Genomic DNA, 23,157 nt, shown 5'->3' with positions numbered 1-23,157 from the left:
GATGAGTTATGGTATTTACAGCAAAAAGTCCTAAAATTAATATTGAAGAAGTTCGTGCCTTATCAAAATTAGAAGGCCAAGCTTTGGAGAGAAAATCACAGCGCGATCAAGAGCTAGAAGCCATTATACGTGGAGAAGACCAGCGGATTCTCTTGGTAATCGGGCCATGCTCATCTGACAATGAAGAAGCTGTTCTTGAGTACGCTAAGCGTTTGGCAGCTTTGCAAGAAGAAGTAGCAGACCGTATCTTTATGGTTATGCGTGTTTATACTGCTAAACCCCGTACCAACGGAGATGGCTATAAGGGCTTGATTCACCAGCCTAATGCGACAGAAGCGCCTAGTCTTATCAACGGAATTAAAGCTGTTCGCCATCTTCACTATCGTGTTATCACAGAAACAGGCATGACAACAGCTGATGAAATGCTTTATCCTGAAAATCTTCCGCTTGTGGATGATTTGATTTCTTACATGGCGGTTGGTGCTCGTTCGGTTGAAGACCAGCAACACCGCTTTGTGGCAAGTGGGGCAGATTTTGCGACTGGTTTTAAAAATCCAACTTCTGGAAATCTCAATGTTATGTTTAATGGGATTTATGCTGCTCAAAACAAACAAAGCTTCCTTTTCCTAGGAAAAGAAGTGGAAACAACTGGTAACCCGCTTTCACATGCCATTCTTCGTGGAGCAATCAATGAGTATGGTAAGAATATTCCTAACTACTACTATGATAATTTGATGGATACCATTGCTCAGTATGAGAAAATGGGCTTGGAAAATCCCTTTATCATTGTGGATACCAATCATGACAATTCTGGTAAGCAACATATGGACCAAATTCGAATTGTCCGTCAGACTTTAATTAATCGTGATTGGAATGAAAAGATCAAGCAGTACGTTCGTGGCTTTATGATTGAGTCTTATCTAGAAGACGGTCGTCAAAACGAACCAGAAGTATTTGGCAAGTCTATCACGGACCCTTGCCTTGGCTGGGAAAATACGGAAGCCCTTGTCAGAGAAATCTACCAAACGCTAGGAGAATAAGATGGCATTTATTGAAAAAGGTCAAGAAATCGATATTGAAGCAATCAAGGCAGAAACCCAATTGTCTGCGGAAGCCTTGCGACTAAAGGAGCGCCGTGATAGAGAATTGGCAGACATTATTTCAGGAGAAGATGACCGGATCCTTTTGGTGATTGGTCCTTGCTCTTCTGATAATGAAGAGTCTGTCTTGGAATATGCCCGCCGTTTATCTGCCTTGCAAAAGAAGGTGGCGGACAAGATTTTCATGGTTATGCGTGTTTATACAGCTAAACCTCGTACCAACGGAGACGGCTATAAAGGTTTGGTTCACCAGCCAGATACTTCTAAGGCTCCAAGTCTGATTAACGGCTTGCAGGCTGTGCGCCAGTTGCACTACCGCGTAATTACAGAGACTGGTTTGACAACGGCTGACGAGATGCTTTATCCGTCAAATTTGGTCTTGGTCGATGATTTGGTCAGCTACCATGCTGTAGGAGCTCGTTCTGTGGAAGACCAAGAGCACCGCTTTGTAGCCTCAGGGATTGATGCACCGGTCGGGATGAAAAATCCAACCTCAGGAAATCTTGGGGTCATGTTTAACGGTATCTATGCTGCCCAAAACAAACAAACCTTCCTCTTCCATGGTCAAGAAGTGGAGACTTCAGGAAATCCTTTGGCCCACGTTATCCTCCGTGGAGCAGTCAATGAATATGGGAAAAATGAGCCTAATTTTTACTACGAAACTCTGCTAAATGCCATTGAACGTTATGAGGCAATGGGACTTGAAAATCCTTTTATCCTCATCGATACCAACCATGATAATTCAGGCAAGCAATATATGGAGCAGATTCGGATTGTTCGCCAGACCTTGCAAAATCGTGATTGGAACGAGAAAATTAAAAAGACAGTTCGAGGTTTTATGATTGAATCCTACCTAGCAGATGGTCGTCAAAACCAACCAGAGGTCTTTGGTTGCTCTATTACAGACCCTTGCCTAGGTTGGGAAAATACAGAGGCTTTGGTAGAAGAGATTTATGCTACTTTGACAAAATAAGTGAAAAGGATGGAGTTGGGGAATCTCAACTCCTTTTGATGAGAATGATAGTTGGACACGGAATTGACATCGAAGAATTGGCTTCGATAGAAAGCGCAGTTACACGACATGAAGGTTTTGCTAAGCGCGTGCTGACCGCTAAGGAAATGGAGCGCTTCACCAGTCTCAAAGGGCGCAGGCAGATTGAATATTTGGCTGGTCGCTGGTCAGCTAAGGAGGCTTTTTCCAAGGCTATGGGAACGGGCATTGGCAAGCTCGGTTTCCAGGATTTGGAAGTCTTGAACAATGAGCGCGGGGCGCCTTATTTTAGTCAGTCACCATTTTCAGGAAAGATTTGGCTCTCTATCAGCCATACAGATCAGTTTGTGACAGCCAGTGTCATTTTGGAGGAAAATCATGAAAGCTAGTCCACATAGACCAACCAAGGCTCTGATTCATCTGGGAGCTATTCGACAAAATATTCAGCAAATGGGGGCTCATATCCCTCAAGGAACGCTCAAGTGGGCAGTGGTCAAGGCCAATGCTTACGGGCATGGGGCAGTAGCTGTTGCCAAGGCAATCCAAGAAGATGTAGACGGCTTTTGCGTTTCAAATATCGATGAAGCTATTGAACTCAGACAAGCTGGACTCAGGAAGAAAATCCTCATTTTAGGAGTTTCTGAAATCGAAGCTGTTTCTCTTGCTAAAGAATACGACATCACCTTGACAGTGGCTGGGCTGGAGTGGATTCAAGCACTCTTAGATAAGGAAGTGGACCTAACTGGATTGACAGTCCACCTCAAGATTGATTCAGGAATGGGACGGATTGGTTTTCGAGAGGCTAGTGAAGCTGAGCAGGCTCAAGCCTTGCTCCAACAACATGGTGCTCGTGTTGAAGGGATTTTTACCCACTTTGCTACTGCAGACGAGAAATCAGATGACTACTTTAATGCCCAGTTAGAGAGATTTAAAACTATTTTGGCCAGTATGAAAGGTCTTCCAGAGCTGGTTCATGCTAGCAATTCTGCAACGACTCTTTGGCATGCAGAGACTATTTTTAACGCGGTTCGTATGGGAGATGCTATGTATGGTCTTAACCCTAGCGGAGAGGTCTTGGACTTGCCCTATGACTTGAAACCAGCCTTGACCTTGGAGTCTGCTCTGGTTCATGTTAAGACGGTTCCAGCTGGAGCTTGCATGGGCTATGGAGCGACCTATCAGGCAGATAGCGAGCAAGTCATCGCGACTGTACCGATTGGCTATGCGGATGGATGGACACGAGACCTGCAGAATTTTTCTGTCTTGGTAGATGGGCAAGCCTGCCCAATCGTCGGACGAGTTTCTATGGACCAAATCACCATTCGTCTGCCTAAGCCTTATCCGCTAGGAACAAAGGTAACATTAATTGGTTATAACGGGGGCAAGGAAATCACAGCAACTCAGGTAGCGACCTACCGTGGGACTATTAACTATGAGGTAGTTTGTCTCCTCAGCGATCGCATTCCGAGAGAATATTATTAGAAAAGAAAGGAGTGGAGCATGAATCTACATCAACCCTTGCATGTCTTACCTGGTGTGGGACCAAAGTCAGCAGAGAAGTACGCCAAACTAGGAATTGAAAACTTGCAAGACCTCTTGCTCTACTTTCCTTTCCGATATGAAGATTTCAAGACCAAGCAGGTGCTGGAACTGGAAGACGGTGAAAAGGCGGTTCTTTCTGGTCAGGTTGTGACTCCTGCTAGTGTTCAGTATTATGGTTTCAAGCGCAATCGACTGCGCTTTAGTCTCAAGCAGGGAGAAGTTGTTTTTGCGGTGAATTTCTTTAACCAGCCCTATCTAGCTGATAAGATAGAGTTGGGAGCAAGCCTTGCTGTCTTTGGAAAATGGGACCGCGCCAAGGCTAGTCTGACAGGGATGAAGGTCCTAGCTCAGGTGGAAGATGACCTCCAACCTGTCTATCGCTTGGCTCAGGGAATCAGTCAGGCCAGTCTGGTCAAGGTCATCAAGACGGCCTTTGATCAGGGGCTGGACCTCTTAATAGAAGAAAATCTTCCCCAGTCCTTGCTGGACAAATACAAACTCATGTCCCGTTGTCAGGCAGTCCGCGCCATGCATTTCCCCAAGGATTTGGAAGAATACAAGCAGGCCCTTCGCCGTATCAAGTTTGAGGAACTCTTTTACTTCCAAATGCAGTTACAGACGCTCAAGTCTGAAAATAGAGTTCAGGGAAGTGGCCTGGTTCTTGATTGGTCTCAGGAAAAAGTGGCGACTGTTAAAGAAAATCTACCTTTTGCCCTGACTCCAGCTCAGGAAAAGAGTTTGCAGGAAATTTTGATAGACATGAAGTCCGACCACCACATGAATCGTCTCCTACAAGGGGATGTGGGGAGTGGAAAAACAGTCGTCGCTGGCTTGGCCATGTTTGCGGCGGTGACGGCTGGCTACCAATCAGCCCTCATGGTGCCAACAGAAATCCTTGCAGAGCAACATTTTGAGAGTTTACAGAACCTTTTTCCAGACTTGAAACTGGCTCTTTTGACAGGTTCCTTGAAAGCTGCAGAAAAGAGAGAAGTCTTGGAGACTATTGCCAAGGGTGAGGCTGATTTGATTATCGGAACCCACGCTCTGATTCAGGATGGGGTAGATTATGCTCGTCTTGGCTTGATTATCATCGATGAGCAGCACCGCTTTGGTGTAGGGCAAAGGCGTGTTCTGAGAGAAAAAGGCGACAACCCAGATGTCCTCATGATGACGGCGACTCCCATACCACGGACGCTGGCTATCACGGCATTTGGCGATATGGATGTTTCCATTATTGACCAGATGCCAGCAGGGCGGAAGCCTATTGTGACACGCTGGATCAAGCATGAGCAACTATCTCAGGTCTTGACTTGGTTAGAGGGGGAAATTCAAAAAGGTTCACAAGCCTATGTCATCTCTCCCTTGATTGAAGAATCAGAAGCTCTGGATTTGAAAAATGCTATTGCTTTATCTGAGGAATTGACGGCTCATTTTGCTGGTAAGGCAGAGGTGGCTCTTCTACATGGTAAGATGAAGAGTGACGAAAAAGACCAGATTATGCAGGAGTTCAAAGAGCGAAAAACGGATATTCTGGTTTCAACGACGGTTATCGAGGTAGGGGTCAATATTCCCAATGCGACCGTCATGATTATCATGGATGCCGATCGCTTCGGGCTCAGCCAGCTTCACCAGCTCAGAGGTCGTGTTGGTCGGGGAGATAAGCAGTCCTATGCAGTTCTTGTTGCCAATCCCAAGACGGATTCTGGGAAAGACCGTATGCGCATCATGACAGAAACCACCAATGGTTTTGTTCTTGCTGAGGAAGATTTGAAAATGCGTGGTTCAGGTGAAATTTTTGGAACCAGACAGTCAGGACTTCCAGAATTCCAAGTGGCTGATATTATTGAAGATTTTCCAATTTTAGAAGAAGCCAGAAAAGTTGCTAGTTACATTAGTTCGATAGAAGCTTGGCAAGAGGATCCAGAATGGCGCATGATTGCCCTTCATTTGGAGAAGAAAGAACATCTAGATTAAGCTTTTTCTAAGGAAATCTTAAGCTAGCTTTCAGGTTCGGCCCTTATACTAGAGTCATCAAAAAGAAACGAGGACTCTCACATGACAGTAACGATTAAAGTAAATTACCAAACCACTTTCCAGAAGAAAGAAGCAAAAAACTAAGATTGAGCAGGAGAAAAAGGGCGGAAATGCTCTTTTTTCGTTTTTAAAAGCACAATTTATTGAATCTAAAATAGCACACTGCGGATTCTAAAAAATTTCTAGAAATTATAGTAGATTGAATCTTGAATAGTCCACCGTGTTTTCTAAAACATTGTTAGAAATTAGTTTGAATTCCGCAATTAATTTGTTCAGTTTTTATTTCATTTAACTATAATTTGACTTTCCTAATTTCTTTGTTCATATCTTATTTCAATACACCATATCTTACTATTTCAGAACCCACATCTAGCATAACTAAAAAACAGATTCTTCCATCTATTACGGAAAAATCTGTCATTGATTTAATGATTTACAAAAACTCCAACTACGGCTTGCGAACCCTGTCCTTGCTGGTTTCTCTATATTTTTTAATTCCAAAAATGCCATCTTGACTAGATGGTTTTTCTGACTGTTAGTGCTGGTCTTACAACAAGGCCTCAAACTCATCAACGGTCATACCCAATTGTTCACTCGCAAATTCGGAAGTTAAAACATGTTGGCGTACTAAATCTAGAAAGGTAAAGATTTTCCCACGCTCTAGACCGTGTTCAACTCCCTCTTCTCGGCCTTGTTCAATGCCCTCTGCTCTAGCAGTTTCCAAGGCATAGTCCTGTGCTAGCAATGCCTGTTCTTCGCGCATACGTAGTTGACTAAACATTTTCCTGTCCTCCTCGGACCAGCTCTTATAGTCTAGCAGTTGGACTGCCTGGCTAATAGCTCGCTCGGGTTGCTGAGTAAAGGGTTTATTCCCAAAAAACTCTAACCATGGTTTGCGAATGCTATCTTTGCTGGTTTCTCTGTATTTTTTTAGTTCCAAGAACGCCATCTTAACTAAATGGTTTTCCTGACCATTGTTGGTAATGGTTAAAACCTCACCTGTCGTGTCCTCACGCATACTGAAACTGTGAAAGGCTAGGTCATCTGAGAAATAATTACTATCCACAATAGCAATTGCGTATACTGGTGCGATGTGTTTGTAACTCTGGTGAGTGTTTCCTTCTTGTTGACGAATTTTTTCTAGATTTTGATTGACCTGACTGCATAGGTAAGCCCACAGGCGATTGATGAAAAAATTCTGATGATGCACTTGTATTTCGATAATAACCTGGGTGCCGTTGTCTAACTCCGCTAAAACGTCTATACTGGTATAGAAATCCTGCACTGAATAAGGTATGGAGGGTAATACGTGAATATTGCTTCCCTCCAAAATGGTCACATTTTTGGCTGGTAAGTCCAGCATATCGCGAATAAATTGACAAGTGATTTCTGGATTGCTAAAAATCTTCTTAGCCACTAAATCATTGGTCGGGCTAATGCCCGGATGTCTGAGAATCATTCTTTCTCTCCTTTCATTATAGCACATTTTTACCTCTAGGTTGACTAGATTTAGTGCTTCTATCTATTTATTCGTAAAAAAGCGTAACTTCTCAAAGTAACTTCCCTCTCTCTCCCAAAACTGGAAGTTAGTTTTAGAAGTGACCCAATGAAAATCAAAGAGCAAACTAGGAAACTAGCCGCAGGTTGCTCAAAACACTGTTTTGAGGTTGCAGATAGAACTGACGAAGTCAGTAACATATATATACGACAAGGCGACGTTGATGTGGTTTGAAGAGATTTTCGAAGAGTATTATCCTTCTTTCTTGCATTGATTACCTAGATATGCTACAGTTGTGATAGCGATTACAAAATAAAAGGAGTATATTATGAAAAATCCAGCTTTGCTAGAAGAAATTAAGACCTATAAAGGCAGGGATGAGGTTCCAGAAGACTTTGATGCTTTCTGGGATGAGGAGGTGAAAAAAGTTTCAACTCTTCCAGCCTACCACTTGGAGGAAAGAAATTTCCACATTCCTCAAGTCAAGTGCTATGAATTAACCTTTGAAGGAACCAATGAAGGTAAGGTCTATGCGCGCGTCGTTCTTCCAAAAAGTGAGGAGAAGGTTCCGCTAATCTTCCATTTCCATGGTTATATGGGACGTGGCTGGGACTGGGCCGACATGTTGGCTTTCACCGTAGCTGGTTACGGTGTTGTTTCCATGGATGTTCGAGGCCAGTCGGGATATTCACAAGACGGCTTGCGTTCTCCTCTAGGGAATACCGTTAAGGGGCATATTATCCGTGGTGCTGTGGAAGGTCGGGATCACCTCTTTTATAAGGATGTTTATCTGGATATTTACCAGTTGGTTGAAATTGTTGCTAGTCTGCCTCAGGTAGATGAGAAGCGACTTTCTAGCTATGGTGCCTCGCAAGGAGGGGCTCTAGCCTTGGTTGCGGCGGCGCTCAATCCTCGAATTGAGAAAACTGTTGCCATCTATCCATTCTTGTCAGACTTCAGACGAGTGCTTGAGATTGGGAATACTAGCGAGGCTTACGACGAACTTTTTCGTTATTTCAAGTTTCACGACCCCTTCCATGAAACTGAGGAGGAGATTATGGCGACCCTTGCCTATATCGATGTGAAAAATCTTGCCCATCGTATCAAAGGTAAGATTAAGATGATTACGGGCTTGGACGATGATGTTTGCTACCCTATTACCCAGTTTGCGATTTACAATCGTCTGACTTGCGATAAGGCCTATCGTATCATGCCAGAGTATGCTCATGAAACTATGAATGTTTTTGTCAACGACCAAGTCTACAATTGGCTCTGTGGCAGTGAGATTTCTTTTAAATATGTGAAATGATGAATGAGAGAGCCCAGTAGCTCTCTTTTTGTACAGAGTCTAGTCAGCAAATATTCTAGTTCATATATCCTTTGAAATTCATTCTCTTCGAAAATCTCTTCAAACCACGTCAGCTTTATCTGCAACCTCAAAGCAGTGTCTTGAGTAGCCTGCGGCTAGCTTCCTAGTTTGCTCTTTGATTTTTATTGAGTATGAGTTTTTTTCTGGGCTGTGGTGTCAAACAATTCATTTTCTATCTAGTTGGGTATAAGCTATTTCAATACATTGGAAAGCGTCTGTGAAATATGTTATAATTTATAAGAAAATATACAGTTTCGCTACAAATGAACATTTATATATACGTTTATGTATAAGATGGTTTTCTGATTAGGATAATATCTTGTAAAAACGATATTCCTGTAGATACAGTACTTAAATAGCATTTGTAAAGGAACAAAATAATCTATAGCTATTTTTATTGTAAGAATCAAAGTAGAGAATGTTATGCTAATGGAAACTGTAATATTTTATTTTTTAGAATATACTTGGATAAATTAATTTTGAAAGTTAAAGTGAGGTAATGTATGTTTGTGTGTTTAAAAGGTTTAGGAAAATTTCGTAAATCCAAAGCTTATGGTTTGGTTGGTTGTTTGACACTATCCGCAGTGATTGGCTTAGCTGCACCAGAGTTACCAATTATTGGTGGCGGGGTTGTTTCTGCTGATGTTATTCAAGGCGGTAGTGATATTCACGATGTGGACGTTCATAGTAAATCTGCAGAAGGTGTTGCTATGACTTATACCACTTATGATAGCGGAACAAGTGGAAAACAAACCGCATCAGGTAGCGGTGTCTTTGTAGCGCCGAATGTGATGGTAACAGTAGCTCATAACTACTATGATAAAAACCAAGAGGATAAGTCTGCGGTCTTGCGTGGTGGGGAGTCTGCTCGTAGTTATGTTGTAATGAACTCGGAAAAGGAGAAAAGCAATAAAGTACCTACTTCAGGGGTATCAGAAGCTCTTGAAAAAGACTCTATTCACTTGTATAACGGCAAAGACTTTGGTAAAGACTATAGCAACGACTTAGCAGTAGTGGTAACTAAAAAGCCTGTAGAAGCTATGACAGGTGGTGAGGACTCTCCAAGAGAGTTGAGTCATAAAGAGGTTTCTACTGGTGATAAAATCACTATGGTCGGATATCCCAATGATTTTTCTACTCCAAATTTAAGTAAAGAAAATAAAGCTCGCTTGAAAGACGGTAAGGCTTATTCAGTCTCAACAACTGTGAGCAGTATCAATAAAGAGAGTGGTGCAGTCACTTATCATTCCTCAGCTTTAGGAGGTTTTTCAGGTGCTCCTTTGTTTAATGATAAGGGAGAGGTAGTCGGTATCCACCAGCACGGAACAAATACTTCAAGCGCCCCTGAGAGTGAGCGTATTGGGGGTGGTACGATTTTTACGGACAAGCACAGAGCTTGGATTCGTTCTATGATTGATAAATATGGTATAAAGGGTTGGTATATAGATGGTGCAAACCGTTACTACTATGATGAAAATCATATAGCTTTAAAAGATGTAGAATCTGAGATTGATGGTGCTTGGTATAGTTTTGATGAAAAAGGTCGAGCTACTTTAGTAAAAGGTGAAGAAAAAGGTCGTGTTCTACTTCGAGTGGAAGATACTAAAGGAACTCGCTTGATTTCAGATAAGGTTGTTCAGGAAGGTCCCGTTGGAAGTGGTTTGAATTTTCATTTAAGACAAAATCCAGATTTCAAACAGTTAATAGCAACTTCCCCAACAGCTAAAGTTGTATCCTATAACGGAGTGCCAATTAACAAACTAGCAAGTGATACAAGTTGGTCTGATGACTATGTCAGTAAGTTAGCTTTAGGTAATACAATTATAAGAGCGGTAGTAGATTCGGTAACTCCTCCATCTACCTCTTCTTCGGATTTTGCAAGAACGGAAGTTGGTAAAGTCGATTTGAGTGGTAAATCGGACTTACCTGTGCCTAGTAAAGAGGTGTTACAAGCTCCGAATGGTTCAGAAAATTTCTATGCTACAACGCACATTCAAACGCCAGATGGGTCGGGGTCAGGTACTTTAATTGCACCCAATTTGGTGTTAACAGTCGCTCATAATTTCTTAACAGTTAAAGGTTCTGAGGTAGTTACTAAGTCTGGTCGCACCAATACAGTGTATAAAGCAACTTTACCGAATGGGTTGTCTGTGAATTTTTCAGATGATGATATTGTTTATTGGAATAAGAAAGATTCAGTATTTGGATTTAAAAATGACTTAGCTTTGGTTCGGTTAAAAGAAGCAGTAAAAGAAGTAACTCCTGTAGAGGTTGTAAAACAATCTTCAAAAGTTGTAGAGGGGAATTCAGTTTCGGTCTATGGTTTTCCAGATAACAAGCTAAGTCCAGTTTTAGATAGCAAAGTAGTAGGAACTACAGACTTCGGTTCTGGAATAGAGGGAATTAGCTATGGAGGTACGAAACCTGGAGCGTCTGGTGGTGGTCTTTATAATGATAAAGGTGCTTTAATTGGAGTTCACCAAAATGGTGTTGTAGGAAGCCGCAGTGGTGGTTTAGTCTTATCAAAAGAGCAGCTGGATTGGGTTCGTTCTTATATTGAGGGTCAACCAAAAGATCCTGTCTATGTGGAAGATAAAGAAGTGGAACCTTCTAAGAAGGATTCGGATAAGGATTTAGCTGGGAAATTAGATCCAAAAAAAGATAGTGGAAAAGAAGATTCTGGTATTTTAGGTACATCTGGTGACTTTGCAGCTCCTACAGTAGATAAGCCAGACTTCACAGGCGGAGTGAATGGAAGCGAATCTCTTGTTACAGAAGTTCCAGAGTATAGCGGTGTTCTATCCACATTAGGAGACTTTCCAGCTCCTACAGTAGCTAAGCCAGAGTTTAGAGGCGGGGTCAATGGAGCAGATGCTGAGGTTCATCACATTTCAGACTTCACAGGCGGAGTGAATGGAGGAGACTCACTTGTTACAGAAGTTCCAGAGTATAGTGGTGTTATATCTACATTAGGTGATTCTCCAGCTCCTACAGTAGCTAAGCCAGAGTATAGAGGTGGCGTGAATGGAGGTGAATCTCCGATACTAGAAATCCCAGAGTATAAGGGTTCATTAGCAATAGCAGAAGAATCGGCCCCAAAAGTTGAAAAACAGAGCTTCACAGGCGGAGTGAATGGAGGCGACTCACTTGTTACAGAAGTTCCAGAGTATAGCGGTGTTCTATCTACATTAGGAGATTCTCCAGCTCCTACAGTAGCTAAGCCAGAGTATATGGGTGATACATTATCAAGCTCAGGAGAAGAATTGGCTCCAACAGTTGAACAGTATGCCTTTACAGGCGGAGTGAACGGAGACGAATCACTTGTTACAGAAGTTCCAGAGTACAGCGGTGTTCTATCCACATTAGGAGATTCTCCAGCCCCTACAGTAGCTAAGCCAGATTTTAGAGGTGGCGTGAATGGTGCGGAGACAGCAGTTCATGAAATCCCTAGGTACAAAGTTGGTACGAATGTAGCCGATGTAGCTGTACATGAATTTGCAGAATATAAGGGAGCAGATTCTCCTGTAACTCTTGCTCAGCAGATACTTCCTGGTACAGGGGAGAAGGAGAATGTAGTCCTTACCTCCCTAGGACTAATAGGTTTCTTCCTTGGATTGTTTGCAATGGGGAAAAAGAGAGAAGAATAAGAGAATAATTTTAATCATTTGGCTTTGTAAAAATAGAAAGAGGTAATGGGAATAAAATAACCTTACCTCTTTTTAAATTAGTCACATTGTTGAAAGTTATATGCATCGTAAAAAAATTTTACAAAATTTTTAAAATGAAGCGTATGTACACCAGTTTTATATGAATTACCATCAATGATAAAATCATCTACTAGTGAATCCAAATTATCTAACCGTATAATTCTATGTTGCATTTTAAATCTATTTTTTAATGAATACGTAGGAAAAATAATTTTGAAATTTTCAAATTCTAAATTGGAATTGATTTCACATAATACGAAATACTCAAATAGTGCAGCTTGGAATGTTTGGATGATAAAGCAATCATAACCTTTTTTTCCTGTGTCTACACAAACAAGAAAATTTTTAAATCGAAATTTATTTTCAGAAGAGAATACTAATGGGCAATCAGAATGAAAAATTTTTTCATTTTTTCTACTTTTTTGCTTTAATTTTTCAAATTTAAGTACATTAGTCAAATTTTCAATATTATCAATCTTTTCAAGTTGGTCATCTATTGAATAAATTAATTTCACACTTTTCAATTTTGTGTTTTGATTTATAGTAAATTGAAGATTACCTATTTCTGAGAAAGCGAAATATGGAAAAGTATGATTCCCCTTCGAAAGTGATGAATAATTTCTTAGAGGTATTGAAGCTTTTATGTCTTTTTTCTGAACGTGTTTTTCCTCTAAAATAACATCATTAATCTTAAAATCATTATTTTTATATTGAAAAGCTTGCCAAATAGTATTGATAATTAATCCTGTAGTTATATTTGAAAAATAGGGATTATTTTGTATAATTGGAAAATAGTTAGGAAATTGTTGAAGGAAAGAACTTAGAGTATCTTTGCCAATTAAATCTGTAATAACCTTTTTTAGTTCGTCCATTAGCAGTCGCATCCAATCATTATATTTGTTTTTTATTATACACTTTTTAAAAAGATAGGTCTACTCAACAGATTAATAGATACAATAAATTTCTATAGAATATTGGAATCGTAATTCTCTGAAACTACTTTCAGAAACAGCTGTTCTATAAAATACTTTTGAAACTGAAATCTATTCTATGACAAAGTATTGAAAGCGCTTAACAAATGGTATATAATGACCTCATAAGAACAAAGAAAAGGAGGAAAGAGGATGCCACAGATTACTAAAGAAGCCTTGATTGAACAAATCAAAGATGGAATCATCGTTTCTTGTCAGGCCCTTCCTCACGAACCGCTTTATACAGAAGCGGGAGGAGTCATTCCCTTGCTGGTCAAAGCGGCTGAGCAAGGTGGAGCAGTCGGTATCCGAGCAAACAGTGTTCGTGATATCAAGGAAATCAAGGAGGTTACAAAACTTCCGATTATCGGGATTATCAAACGAGATTATCCGCCACAAGAACCCTTCATCACGGCTACCATGAAAGAAGTTGATGAATTGGCAGAACTGGACATCGAGGTGATTGCTCTGGATTGTACCAAGCGTGAACGCTACGATGGTTTGGAGATTCAAGAGTTCATTCGTCAGGTTAAGGAGAAATATCCTCATCAGCTCTTGATGGCTGATACAAGTACTTTCGAGGAAGGATTGGCAGCCGTTGAAGCAGGGATTGACTTTGTCGGAACAACTTTATCTGGATACACATCTTACAGTCCAAAAGTGGATGGTCCCGATTTTGAATTAATCAAAAAACTCTGTGATGCTGGTGTAGATGTCATTGCAGAAGGGAAAATCCATACACCAGAACAAGCCAAACAAATCCAGGGATACGGAGTGCGAGGCATCGTTGTTGGTGGCGCTATTACTAGACCAAAAGAGATTACAGAACGCTTTGTTGCTGGTCTCAAATAAGATGTAAGGGGGAATTTTATGTTTAAAGTTTTACAAAAAGTTGGAAAAGCTTTTATGTTACCTATAGCTATACTTCCTGCAGCAGGTCTACTTTTGGGGATTGGTGGTGCACTTTCAAACCCAACCACGATAGCAACTTATCCAATACTAGACAATAGTTTTTTTCAATCAATATTCCAAGTAATGAGCTCTGCAGGAGAGGTTGTATTCAGTAATTTATCACTACTTCTCTGTGTGGGATTATGTATTGGCTTAGCGAAACGAGATAAAGGAACCGCTGCGCTAGCAGGAGTAACTGGTTACTTAGTTATGACTGCAACGATTAAAGCTCTGGTAAAACTTTTTATGGCAGAAGGATCTGCAATTGATACTGGAGTTATTGGAGCATTAGTTGTCGGAATAGTTGCCGTATATTTGCACAATCGATATAACAATATTCAATTACCTTCCGCTTTAGGATTCTTTGGGGGTTCACGCTTCGTTCCTATTGTTACATCGTTCTCTTCTATCTTAATTGGCTTTGTCTTCTTTGTTATTTGGCCACCTTTTCAACAACTTCTTGTTTCTACAGGTGGATATATTTCTCAGGCGGGTCCAATTGGAACTTTTCTATATGGATTTTTAATGAGACTTTCTGGAGCAGTAGGCTTACATCATATGATTTACCCTATGTTTTGGTATACTGAACTTGGTGGTGTTGAAACTGTTGCAGGACAAACAGTGGTTGGAGCTCAAAAAATATTTTTTGCTCAATTAGCCGACCCGACTCATTCTGGATTATTTACAGAAGGAACAAGGTTTTTTGCAGGTCGTTTCTCAACAATGATGTTCGGTTTACCGGCTGCCTGTTTAGCGATGTACCATAGTGTTCCTAAAAATCGTCGTAAAAAATACGCGGGTCTGTTTTTTGGAGTTGCTTTAACATCTTTTATTACCGGTATTACAGAACCAATTGAATTTATGTTTCTATTTGTCAGTCCGGTTCTATATGTTGTACACGCATTCCTTGATGGTGTCAGCTTCTTTATTGCAGACGTCTTAAATATTTCAATAGGAAACACATTCTCAGGAGGTGTAATCGATTTTACTTTATTTGGAATTTTGCAGGGGAACGCTAAAACGAATTGGGTTCTTCAGATTCCATTTGGACTTATTTGGAGTGTTCTGTATTATATTGTTTTTAGATGGTTCATTACTCAATTCAACGTTCTAACGCCAGGACGAGGAGAAGAAGTAGATTCTAAAGAAATTTCTGAATCCACAGATTCAACTTCAAATACTGCAGATCATTTAAAACAGGATAGCCTACAAATTATCAGAGCGTTGGGTGGATCAAATAATATAGAAGATGTAGATGCTTGTGTGACACGTTTACGTGTAGCTGTAAAAGAAGTTCATCAAGTTGATAAAGCACTTTTAAAACAAATTGGTGCAGTTGATGTCTTAGAAGTGAAGGGTGGTATTCAAGCAATATATGGAGCAAAAGCAATCTTATATAAAAATAGTATTAATGAAATTTTAGGTGTAGATGATTAATACTCAATGAAAATCAAAGAGCAAACTGGGAAGCTAGGCGCAGGCTATACTTGAGTACGCCAAGGCGAAGCTGGCATGGTTTGAAGAGATTTTCGAAGAGTATAAGTACTTACTGACTTAATAAAAAACAGAGGAGAGTGGTGGATGCGTCGGATAAAATGAAAACGTATACAAATGCAATCTTACTCATTATCCAATATGGATACGCTTATCAATTAGGAGAATACAAATGAAATTTAGAAAACTAGCTTGTACAGTACTTGCGGGTGCTGCGATTCTTGGCCTTGCTGCATGTGGAAATTCTGGCGGAAGTAAAGATGCTGGAAAATCTGGTGGAGATAGCGGAAAAACAGAAATCACTTGGTGGGCATTCCCAGTCTTCACTCAAGAAAAAACTGGTGACGGTGTTGGAACATATGAAAAGTCAATCATCGAAGCCTTTGAAAAAGCAAATCCAGATGTAAAAGTGAAATTGGAAACCATCGACTTTAAGTCAGGTCCAGAAAAGATTACTACAGCTATCGAAGCAGGTACAGCTCCAGACGTACTTTTTGACGCACCAGGACGTATCATCCAATATGGTAAAAATGGTAAATTGGCTGACTTGAATGACCTCTTCACAGATGACTTTGTTAAAGATGTCAACAATGAAAACATCGTAAAAGCAAGTAAAGCTGGAGACAAAGCTTATATGTATCCAATCAGTTCAGCACCATTCTACATGGCCATGAACAAGAAAATGTTGGAAGATGCTGGAGTTGCGAACCTTGTAAAAGAAGGTTGGACAACTGATGATTTTGAAAAAGTTTTGAAAGCGCTTAAAGACAAAGGCTACACACCAGGTTCATTGTTCAGTTCTGGTCAAGGGGGAGACCAAGGAACACGTGCCTTCATCTCAAACCTTTACGGAGGTTCTGTAACAGATAAAGATGTAACAAAATATACAACTGATGATCCTAAATTTGTCAAAGGTCTTGAAAAAGCAGCTAGCTGGATCAAAGACGGTTTGTTGAACAATGGTTCACAATTTGACGGTGGAGCAGATATCCAAAACTTTGCCAACGGTCAAACATCTTACACAATCCTTTGGGCGCCAGCTCAAAACGGTATCCAAGCGAAACTCTTGGAAGCAAGTAAAGTAGAAGTGGTAGAAGTACCATTCCCATCAGATTCAGGTAAACCAGCTCTTGAATACCTTGTAAACGGATTTGCAGTATTCAACAACAAAGACGACAAGAAAGTTGCAGCATCTAAGAAATTCGTTCAATTCATCGCGGATGACAAAGAATGGGGTCCAAAAGACGTTGTTCGTACAGGTGCCTTCCCAGTTCGTACTTCATTTGGAAAACTTTATGAAGATAAACGTATGGAAACAATCAGTGGTTGGACTAAATACTACTCACCATACTACAATACAATTGATGGTTTTGCAGAAATGAGAACTCTATGGTTCCCAATGTTGCAATCAGTTTCAAATGGCGATCAAAAACCAGCGGATGCTTTAAAAGCCTTCACTGAAAAAGCTAACGAAACAATTAAAAAAGCTACAAAACAATAAGCACTGAATCAGATTGACTCCTCCCTTTTCCCTGTGCATAATCTATGTAAGAAAAGGGAGGATTTTATTTGAAATATCAGAAACTGTCACGAAATTAAAATGAAGTTCTTACATAAGCGAATCTTAAAAAATTTCATTTTGATTTTAAAACTGTTCAAGAAAATCCAAAATATTCTATTTGTGAAAGAGAGGTGCCGACTGTGAAAGTCAATAAAATTCGTATGCGGGAAACAGTGATTTCCTACGCTTTCTTAGCACCAGTATTATTCTTCTTTGTCATCTTTGTATTGGTTCCTATGATTATGGGATTCATTACAAGTTTCTTTAACTATTCAATGACTGAATTTGAGTTTGTGGGTTTGGACAACTACATTCGTATGTTTAAAGACCCTGTCTTTATGAAGTCTTTGATTAACACAGTTATTTTGGTTGTTGGATCTGTACCGATTGTTGTTCTCTTTTCGCTCTTTGTGGCGTCGCAAACCTACCATCAAAATGCTATTGCCAGATCCTTCTATCGTTTCGTCTTCTTCCTTCCTGTTGTAACAGGTAGTGTTGCCGTAACGGTTGTATGGAAATGGATCTATGACCCACTATCAGGGATTCTAAACTTTGTCCTTAAGTCAAGCCATATCATCAGTCAAAACATTTCTTGGTTGGGAGATAAAAACTGGGCTTTGATGGCGATTATGATTATCCTTTTGACAACATCTGTTGGTCAGCCGATTATCCTTTATATCGCTGCCATGGGTAATATTGACAATTCACTGGTTGAAGCAGCGCGTGTTGATGGTGCGACTGAATTGCAAGTTTTCTGGAAGATTAAATGGCCAAGCCTTCTTCCAACAACTCTTTACATTGCAATCATCACAACAATCAACTCATTCCAGTGTTTCGCCTTGATTCAGTTGTTGACATCTGGTGGTCCAAACTACTCAACAAGTACACTGATGTACTACCTTTACGAAAAAGCCTTCCAATTGACAGAATACGGTTATGCAAACACTATCGGTGTCTTCTTGGCAGTCATGATCGCTATCGTAAGCTTTGTTCAATTTAAAGTACTTGGAAACGACGTAGAATACTAAAGAAAGGAGACAGCTATGCAATCTACACAAAAGAAACCTTTAACAGCTTTCACTGTTATTTCAACTATTATCTTGCTCTTGTTGACCGTGCTGTTCATCTTTCCGTTCTACTGGATTTTGACAGGTGCCTTCAAATCACAACCTGATACCATTATGATTCCGCCACAATGGTTCCCTAAAATGCCAACCATGGAAAACTTCCAACAACTCATGGTGCAAAACCCTGCTATGCAGTGGATGTGGAACTCTGTGTTTATTTCACTTGTAACTATGTTTTTGGTCTGTGCAACCTCTTCTCTAGCAGGTTATGTATTGGCTAAAAAACGTTTCTATGGTCAACGTATTCTCTTTGCCATCTTTATCGCTGCCATGGCACTTCCAAAACAAGTTGTCCTTGTACCATTGGTACGTATCGTCAACTTCATGGGAATCCATGATACTCTTTGGGCAGTTATCCTGCCTTTGATTGGATGGCCATTTGGGGTCTTCCTCATGAAACAGTTCAGTGAGAATATCCCTACAGAGTTGCTTGAATCAGCTAAAATCGACGGTTGTGGTGAGATTCGTACTTTCTGGAGCGTAGCCTTCCCAATTGTGAAACCAGGATTTGCAGCCCTTGCAATCTTTACCTTCATCAATACTTGGAATGACTACTTCATGCAGTTGGTTATGTTGACTTCACGTAACAACTTGACCATCTCACTTGGGGTTGCGACTATGCAGGCTGAAATGGCAACCAACTATGGTTTGATCATGGCAGGGGCCGCTCTTGCAGCCGTGCCAATCGTAACAGTCTTCCTAGTCTTCCAAAAATCCTTCACTCAAGGTATTACTATGGGAGCTGTTAAAGGATAAGAAAAGTAAACAAGTATATCAAGATTGCGGAAGTGGTCTTGACATACTATGGAAATATAGAGGTTATAAGTGTCTACAAAATGGAGGGTATGCAGTTACTTTATGAAGTTTTGTCAGACACTTATCAACTTAAAAATGATTTTAGTTAACTATCAGAAACGAAGGAAAGAGTATGATTTTTGACGATTTGAAAAACATCACCTTTTACAAAGGGATTCATCCCAATCTAGACAAGGCTATCGACTATCTCTACCAGCACCGTAAAGATTCTTTCGAATTAGGTAAGTATGAGATTGACGGGGACAAGGTCTTTCTAGTTGTGCAGGAAAATGTCCTCAATCAAGCTGAAAATGATCAATTTGAGCATCATCAGAACTATGCAGATTTGCATTTGCTGGTAGAAGGACATGAATATTCGAGTTACGGTTCACGTATCAAAGACGAGGCAGTAGCATTTGACGAAGCGAGTGACATTGGCTTTGTTCATTGTCATGAAAAATACCCACTCTTGTTGGGTTATCACAATTTTGCGATTTTCTTCCCAGGAGAACCACACCAGCCGAATGGCTATGCAGGTATGGAAGAGAAGGTTCGCAAATATCTTTTTAAAATTTTGATTGATTAAAAGAATCAGGAGGAGCAAATATGGCACAAAAAGGAGTAAGCCTTATCAAGGCAGCATTTGATACAGATAACTTTCTCATGCGTTTTAGTGAGAAGGTCTTGGATATCGTCACAGCTAATCTTCTTTTTGTCGTCTCTTGTTTGCCCATCGTGACGATTGGAGTGGCTAAAATTAGCCTCTACGAGACTATGTTTGAGATTAAGAAGAGCAGACGTGTGCCTGTCTTTAAAATCTATCTAAGAGCTTTCAAGCAAAATCTGAAGCTAGGTCTTCAGTTAGGTTTGCTGGAGTTAGGCATTGTTTCATTAAGCCTTCTAGATCTCTATCTCTTCTGGGGTCAGACAGCTATGCCTTTCCAAATGGTAAAAGCTATTTGTCTAGGTGTTCTTATCTTCCTCACTATCGTGATGTTGGCTAGCTACCCCATAGCTGCGCGCTATGATTTGACTTGGAAAGAAGTGCTACAAAAAGGACTTATCTTGGCAAGTTTTAACTTTCCTTGGTTCTTCCTCATGTTAGTTATTCTCTTTCTCATTGTGATGGTTCTTTATCTGTCTGCCTTCAGTTTACTTTTAGGTGGCTCAGCCTTCCTGCTTTTTGGGTTTGGACTTTTGGTCTTTATCCAGACTGGATTGATGGAGAAAATTTTCGCAAAATACCAATAGGATGGCTTGTCTATGAAACTACTTTCAAGCCATAAACATTTCAAAATACATATCGAAACTAAAATCTAAGTGTACACAAGATATTGAAAGCGTTTTTCACAAGGTGTATACTAAACACGTAAAGAATAAATCCTGCTTTTAGCAGAAAAAAAGAAAACTTAGGAGAAAATCTATGTCAGATTTAAAAAAATATGAAGGTGTCATTCCAGCCTTTTACGCATGTTATGATGATCAAGGAGAAGTAAGTCCAGAGCGTACGCGTGCCTTGGTTCAATACTTCATTGATAAAGGTGTTCAAGGTCTTTATGTCAATGGTTCTTCTGGTGAATGTATCTACCAAAGCGTTGAAGACCGCAAGTTAATCTTGGAAGAAGTCATGGCAGTTGCCAAAGGTAAATTAACTATTATTGCCCATGTTGCTTGCAATAATACTAAAGATAGTATGGAACTAGCTCGTCATGCAGAAAGCTTGGGTGTAGATGCCATTGCAACGATTCCACCGATTTACTTCCGCTTACCAGAATACTCAGTTGCTAAATACTGGAATGACATTAGTGCTGCAGCACCAAACACAGACTACGTGATTTACAACATTCCTCAATTGGCAGGGGTTGCTTTGACGCCAAGTCTCTACACTGAAATGTTGAAGAATCCACGTGTTATCGGTGTTAAGAACTCTTCTATGCCAGTTCAAGATATCCAAACCTTTGTGAGCCTTGGTGGCGAAGACCATATCGTCTTCAACGGTCCAGATGAACAGTTCTTAGGTGGTCGTCTCATGGGAGCTAAAGCTGGTATCGGTGGTACTTATGGTGCTATGCCAGAACTCTTCTTGAAACTCAATCAGTTGATTGCTGACAAAGACTTGGAAACAGCGCGTGAATTGCAATACGCTATCAATGCAATCATTGGCAAATTGACTGCTGCACATGGAAATATGTATGGTGTGATTAAGGAAGTCTTAAAGATCAATGAAGGCTTGAATATTGGTTCTGTTCGTTCACCATTGACACCAGTGACTGAAGAAGATCGTCCAGTTGTAGAAGCAGCTGCAGCCTTGATTCGTGAAACCAAGGAGCGCTTCCTCTAATCCATAAGGAGGTATTTATGACACACTACGTTGCAATTGATATCGGTGGAACAAATATCAAATATGGTTTGATCGACCAAGAAGGCCAACTTGTTGAATCGCATGAAATGCCAACAGAGGCGCATAAGGGTGGACCTCATATCTTACAAAAAACCAAAGATATCGTAGCCAGCTATTTAGAAAAAGGCCCAGTAGCAGGTGTTGCCATTTCTTCTGCAGGAATGGTGGATCCAGATAAGGGTGAGATTTTCTATGCTGGACCTCAGATTCCCAACTATGCAGGAACCCAGTTCAAGAAGGAAATCGAGACTAGCTTTGCTATTCCTTGTGAAATTGAAAATGATGTCAACTGTGCAGGTCTTGCTGAAGCGGTATCTGGTTCAGGCAAGGGAGCGAGTGTCACCCTTTGCTTGACTATTGGAACAGGTATCGGTGGTTGCTTGATTATGGATGGGAAAGTCTTCCATGGTTTTAGCAATTCAGCCTGTGAAGTCGGTTATATGCATATGCAGGATGGAGATTTCCAAGACTTGGCCTCTACAACAGCCTTGGTGGAGTATGTAGCAGCAGGTCATGGAGATCCAGTTGACCAGTGGAATGGCCGACGTATCTTTAAGGAAGCCACTGAAGGAAACAAGATTTGTATGGCTGGTATTGACCGTATGGTAGACTATCTAGGAAAAGGTCTGGCTAATATTTGCTATGTGGCCAATCCAGAAGTAGTCATTCTCGGTGGCGGTATCATGGGGCAAGAGGCTATCCTCAAGCCTAAAATTCGAAAAGCTTTGAAAGATGCTTTGGTACCAAGTCTGGCTGATAAGACGAGATTAGAATTTGCCCATCATCAAAATACAGCAGGTATGTTGGGTGCTTATTATCACTTTAAAACAAAACAATCCTAGTTTGGTTCAACCAAACTAGGATTTTCTAATCAAATTCCCTTGACTTTCTTTATAATTGTGAGATAATAAATAAAATATATAAAGGAGTTATATAAAGTGGTTATAGCGAATTCAAATAAAATTGTTACCTTTCAAGCTAATAGAGAATTGGTAAATGATGCAATGGAAGTGTTAAAAGAACAAAATCTCTCTCTTTCATCAGCACTTAGATTATTTTTAAAGAATGTTGCCGTAACAAATGAAGTAGATTTACTTAGTGAAGAGGAATTAGAGAAGGAGTATTTATTTAGGCAATTACAAGCAGAAGTTCAAGAAAGTTATGCCAAGATTGAGGCTGGAAATTACTTGACAGATGAGGATGTCGTGACACGCTATGGATTATAAAAAATATAGGATTTTGTATTCTCCTAGAGTAATTGATAGTCTGGATAAAATATATCAGTATATAGCGGAGGAAATTGGTTCTGTAGAGGCTGCGAGACGAAAAGTAGCCAATATTAGAAAAGATATTAATCGTCTAGAAATTTTCCCCCAAGCTGGATTTGATGCCGATGAAAAATTTGGTAAGAAATTAGATCCTCACTATCAAACGCGAGGATTGACCTTGAGTAAGGATTACATCGTATTATATACAATTGTTGAGGATACTGTCAGACTTGCTTATTTACTCCCTTCAAAAAGTGATTACATGAAATTATTCAAGACTAAGTCAAGATATGACTAATTCATAATCTTGAAGAGGTATGTTTAGTGATGAATAAAAATCCTAGTTTG

At 40.2% G+C, this 23,157-nt stretch carries 20 protein-coding genes; 18 read left to right on the top strand and 2 right to left on the bottom strand.

Annotation, left to right across the window (positions count from 1 at the left end; translation table 11 throughout):
* Positions 1-8: 8 nt before the first annotated feature.
* The 5 genes from B7699_RS03820 to recG are packed head-to-tail and all read left to right on the top strand — an operon-like array spanning position 9 to position 5,607.
* Positions 9-1,040 carry a 3-deoxy-7-phosphoheptulonate synthase gene (locus B7699_RS03820; protein ID WP_084927199.1) on the top strand — a complete coding sequence of 344 codons (1,032 nt, stop codon included), beginning with the start codon at positions 9-11 and terminating at the stop codon, positions 1,038-1,040.
* Between the two features lies 1 nt (position 1,041).
* Positions 1,042-2,073, top strand: coding sequence for a 3-deoxy-7-phosphoheptulonate synthase (locus B7699_RS03815; RefSeq protein ID WP_084927198.1), 1,032 nt, complete (start codon positions 1,042-1,044; stop codon positions 2,071-2,073).
* A 44-nt stretch (positions 2,074-2,117) separates the two neighbouring features.
* Entirely contained in the window at positions 2,118-2,480 is a 363-nt protein-coding gene (acpS, locus tag B7699_RS03810) for a holo-ACP synthase (RefSeq protein WP_000635006.1), read from the top strand.
* Positions 2,470-3,573: an alanine racemase gene (gene alr, locus B7699_RS03805; protein ID WP_084927197.1), complete on the top strand. Its 1,104-nt coding sequence runs from the start codon at positions 2,470-2,472 to the stop codon at positions 3,571-3,573. Before acpS ends, alr begins: the two co-directional genes overlap by 11 nt.
* Positions 3,574-3,591: 18 nt before the next feature.
* Positions 3,592-5,607, top strand: a complete 2,016-nt coding sequence (gene recG, locus B7699_RS03800) for an ATP-dependent DNA helicase RecG (protein ID WP_084927196.1) — start codon at positions 3,592-3,594, stop codon at positions 5,605-5,607.
* A gap of 607 nt (positions 5,608-6,214) precedes the next feature.
* On the opposite strand, the gene B7699_RS03795 is transcribed toward recG, so the two are convergent.
* On the bottom strand, positions 6,215-7,126 hold the full coding sequence (locus B7699_RS03795; protein WP_084927195.1) for an Rpn family recombination-promoting nuclease/putative transposase: 912 nt from the start codon (positions 7,124-7,126) through the stop codon (positions 6,215-6,217).
* 367 nt (positions 7,127-7,493) lie between these two features.
* Here B7699_RS03795 and B7699_RS03785 point away from each other — a divergent pair, with 367 nt between their 5' ends.
* A complete protein-coding gene (locus B7699_RS03785; protein WP_084927194.1) occupies positions 7,494-8,474 on the top strand; it encodes an acetylxylan esterase in 981 nt (326 codons plus the stop codon).
* Positions 8,475-9,037: 563 nt separating this feature from the next.
* Entirely contained in the window at positions 9,038-12,181 is a 3,144-nt protein-coding gene (locus B7699_RS03775) for an SIALI-17 repeat-containing surface protein (protein WP_239822208.1), read from the top strand.
* A gap of 77 nt (positions 12,182-12,258) precedes the next feature.
* Here B7699_RS03775 and B7699_RS03770 read toward each other — a convergent pair whose 3' ends face one another.
* A complete protein-coding gene (locus B7699_RS03770) occupies positions 12,259-13,113 on the bottom strand; it encodes a hypothetical protein (RefSeq protein WP_049551296.1) in 855 nt (284 codons plus the stop codon).
* A 252-nt stretch (positions 13,114-13,365) separates the two neighbouring features.
* Between B7699_RS03770 and B7699_RS03765 the strand changes: the two genes are divergently transcribed.
* From B7699_RS03765 to B7699_RS03715, 11 genes are all read left to right on the top strand, one after another.
* Positions 13,366-14,064, top strand: a complete 699-nt coding sequence (locus B7699_RS03765) for an N-acetylmannosamine-6-phosphate 2-epimerase (RefSeq protein WP_049551297.1) — start codon at positions 13,366-13,368, stop codon at positions 14,062-14,064.
* A gap of 18 nt (positions 14,065-14,082) precedes the next feature.
* Positions 14,083-15,600 carry a PTS transporter subunit EIIC gene (locus B7699_RS03760; protein WP_000477437.1) on the top strand — a complete coding sequence of 506 codons (1,518 nt, stop codon included), beginning with the start codon at positions 14,083-14,085 and terminating at the stop codon, positions 15,598-15,600.
* Positions 15,601-15,829: 229 nt separating this feature from the next.
* Positions 15,830-17,158 carry an ABC transporter substrate-binding protein gene (locus B7699_RS03755; RefSeq protein ID WP_033679827.1) on the top strand — a complete coding sequence of 443 codons (1,329 nt, stop codon included), beginning with the start codon at positions 15,830-15,832 and terminating at the stop codon, positions 17,156-17,158.
* Positions 17,159-17,379: 221 nt separating this feature from the next.
* A complete protein-coding gene (locus B7699_RS03750) occupies positions 17,380-18,246 on the top strand; it encodes a carbohydrate ABC transporter permease (RefSeq protein ID WP_192852001.1) in 867 nt (288 codons plus the stop codon).
* Between the two features lie 15 nt (positions 18,247-18,261).
* A complete protein-coding gene (locus B7699_RS03745) occupies positions 18,262-19,101 on the top strand; it encodes a carbohydrate ABC transporter permease (RefSeq protein WP_001192119.1) in 840 nt (279 codons plus the stop codon).
* Between the two features lie 172 nt (positions 19,102-19,273).
* A complete protein-coding gene (locus tag B7699_RS03740) occupies positions 19,274-19,726 on the top strand; it encodes a NanQ anomerase/TabA/YiaL family protein (RefSeq protein WP_084927191.1) in 453 nt (150 codons plus the stop codon).
* 20 nt (positions 19,727-19,746) lie between these two features.
* The gene (locus B7699_RS03735) at positions 19,747-20,391 is read left to right on the top strand and encodes a YesL family protein (protein WP_084927190.1); all 645 of its coding nucleotides are present in this window, start codon (positions 19,747-19,749) and stop codon (positions 20,389-20,391) included.
* Between the two features lie 172 nt (positions 20,392-20,563).
* A complete protein-coding gene (locus B7699_RS03730) occupies positions 20,564-21,481 on the top strand; it encodes a dihydrodipicolinate synthase family protein (RefSeq protein WP_050274060.1) in 918 nt (305 codons plus the stop codon).
* A gap of 17 nt (positions 21,482-21,498) precedes the next feature.
* Complete coding sequence (locus tag B7699_RS03725) at positions 21,499-22,383, top strand: ROK family protein (protein WP_084927189.1); 885 nt, start codon at positions 21,499-21,501, stop codon at positions 22,381-22,383.
* 96 nt (positions 22,384-22,479) lie between these two features.
* Positions 22,480-22,767, top strand: a complete 288-nt coding sequence (gene relB, locus B7699_RS03720) for a type II toxin-antitoxin system RelB/ParD family antitoxin (RefSeq protein ID WP_084927188.1) — start codon at positions 22,480-22,482, stop codon at positions 22,765-22,767.
* On the top strand, positions 22,757-23,107 hold the full coding sequence (locus B7699_RS03715; RefSeq protein WP_033676577.1) for a type II toxin-antitoxin system RelE/ParE family toxin: 351 nt from the start codon (positions 22,757-22,759) through the stop codon (positions 23,105-23,107). Before relB ends, B7699_RS03715 begins: the two co-directional genes overlap by 11 nt.
* Positions 23,108-23,157 lie beyond the last annotated feature (50 nt).

It is taken from the genome of Streptococcus mitis, assembly GCF_002096835.1.
Classification (GTDB): domain Bacteria; phylum Bacillota; class Bacilli; order Lactobacillales; family Streptococcaceae; genus Streptococcus; species Streptococcus mitis_W.
Note: the sequence above shows the minus strand (reverse complement) of the source record. Positions and strands in the feature narration are given on the sequence as shown.

Coding starts and splice junctions, on each gene's coding strand:
- B7699_RS03725 (WP_084927189.1), top strand. CDS start 21,499: ATGACACACTACGTTGCAATTGATATCGGTGGAACAAATATCAAATAT.
- recG (WP_084927196.1), top strand. CDS start 3,592: ATGAATCTACATCAACCCTTGCATGTCTTACCTGGTGTGGGACCAAAG.
- B7699_RS03740 (WP_084927191.1), top strand. CDS start 19,274: ATGATTTTTGACGATTTGAAAAACATCACCTTTTACAAAGGGATTCAT.
- B7699_RS03715 (WP_033676577.1), top strand. CDS start 22,757: ATGGATTATAAAAAATATAGGATTTTGTATTCTCCTAGAGTAATTGAT.
- alr (WP_084927197.1), top strand. CDS start 2,470: ATGAAAGCTAGTCCACATAGACCAACCAAGGCTCTGATTCATCTGGGA.
- B7699_RS03730 (WP_050274060.1), top strand. CDS start 20,564: ATGTCAGATTTAAAAAAATATGAAGGTGTCATTCCAGCCTTTTACGCA.
- B7699_RS03770 (WP_049551296.1), bottom strand. CDS start 13,113: ATGGACGAACTAAAAAAGGTTATTACAGATTTAATTGGCAAAGATACT.
- acpS (WP_000635006.1), top strand. CDS start 2,118: ATGATAGTTGGACACGGAATTGACATCGAAGAATTGGCTTCGATAGAA.
- B7699_RS03760 (WP_000477437.1), top strand. CDS start 14,083: ATGTTTAAAGTTTTACAAAAAGTTGGAAAAGCTTTTATGTTACCTATA.
- B7699_RS03775 (WP_239822208.1), top strand. CDS start 9,038: ATGTTTGTGTGTTTAAAAGGTTTAGGAAAATTTCGTAAATCCAAAGCT.
- B7699_RS03785 (WP_084927194.1), top strand. CDS start 7,494: ATGAAAAATCCAGCTTTGCTAGAAGAAATTAAGACCTATAAAGGCAGG.
- B7699_RS03750 (WP_192852001.1), top strand. CDS start 17,380: ATGCGGGAAACAGTGATTTCCTACGCTTTCTTAGCACCAGTATTATTC.
- B7699_RS03795 (WP_084927195.1), bottom strand. CDS start 7,126: ATGATTCTCAGACATCCGGGCATTAGCCCGACCAATGATTTAGTGGCT.
- B7699_RS03755 (WP_033679827.1), top strand. CDS start 15,830: ATGAAATTTAGAAAACTAGCTTGTACAGTACTTGCGGGTGCTGCGATT.
- B7699_RS03735 (WP_084927190.1), top strand. CDS start 19,747: ATGGCACAAAAAGGAGTAAGCCTTATCAAGGCAGCATTTGATACAGAT.
- B7699_RS03820 (WP_084927199.1), top strand. CDS start 9: ATGGTATTTACAGCAAAAAGTCCTAAAATTAATATTGAAGAAGTTCGT.
- B7699_RS03745 (WP_001192119.1), top strand. CDS start 18,262: ATGCAATCTACACAAAAGAAACCTTTAACAGCTTTCACTGTTATTTCA.
- B7699_RS03815 (WP_084927198.1), top strand. CDS start 1,042: ATGGCATTTATTGAAAAAGGTCAAGAAATCGATATTGAAGCAATCAAG.
- B7699_RS03765 (WP_049551297.1), top strand. CDS start 13,366: ATGCCACAGATTACTAAAGAAGCCTTGATTGAACAAATCAAAGATGGA.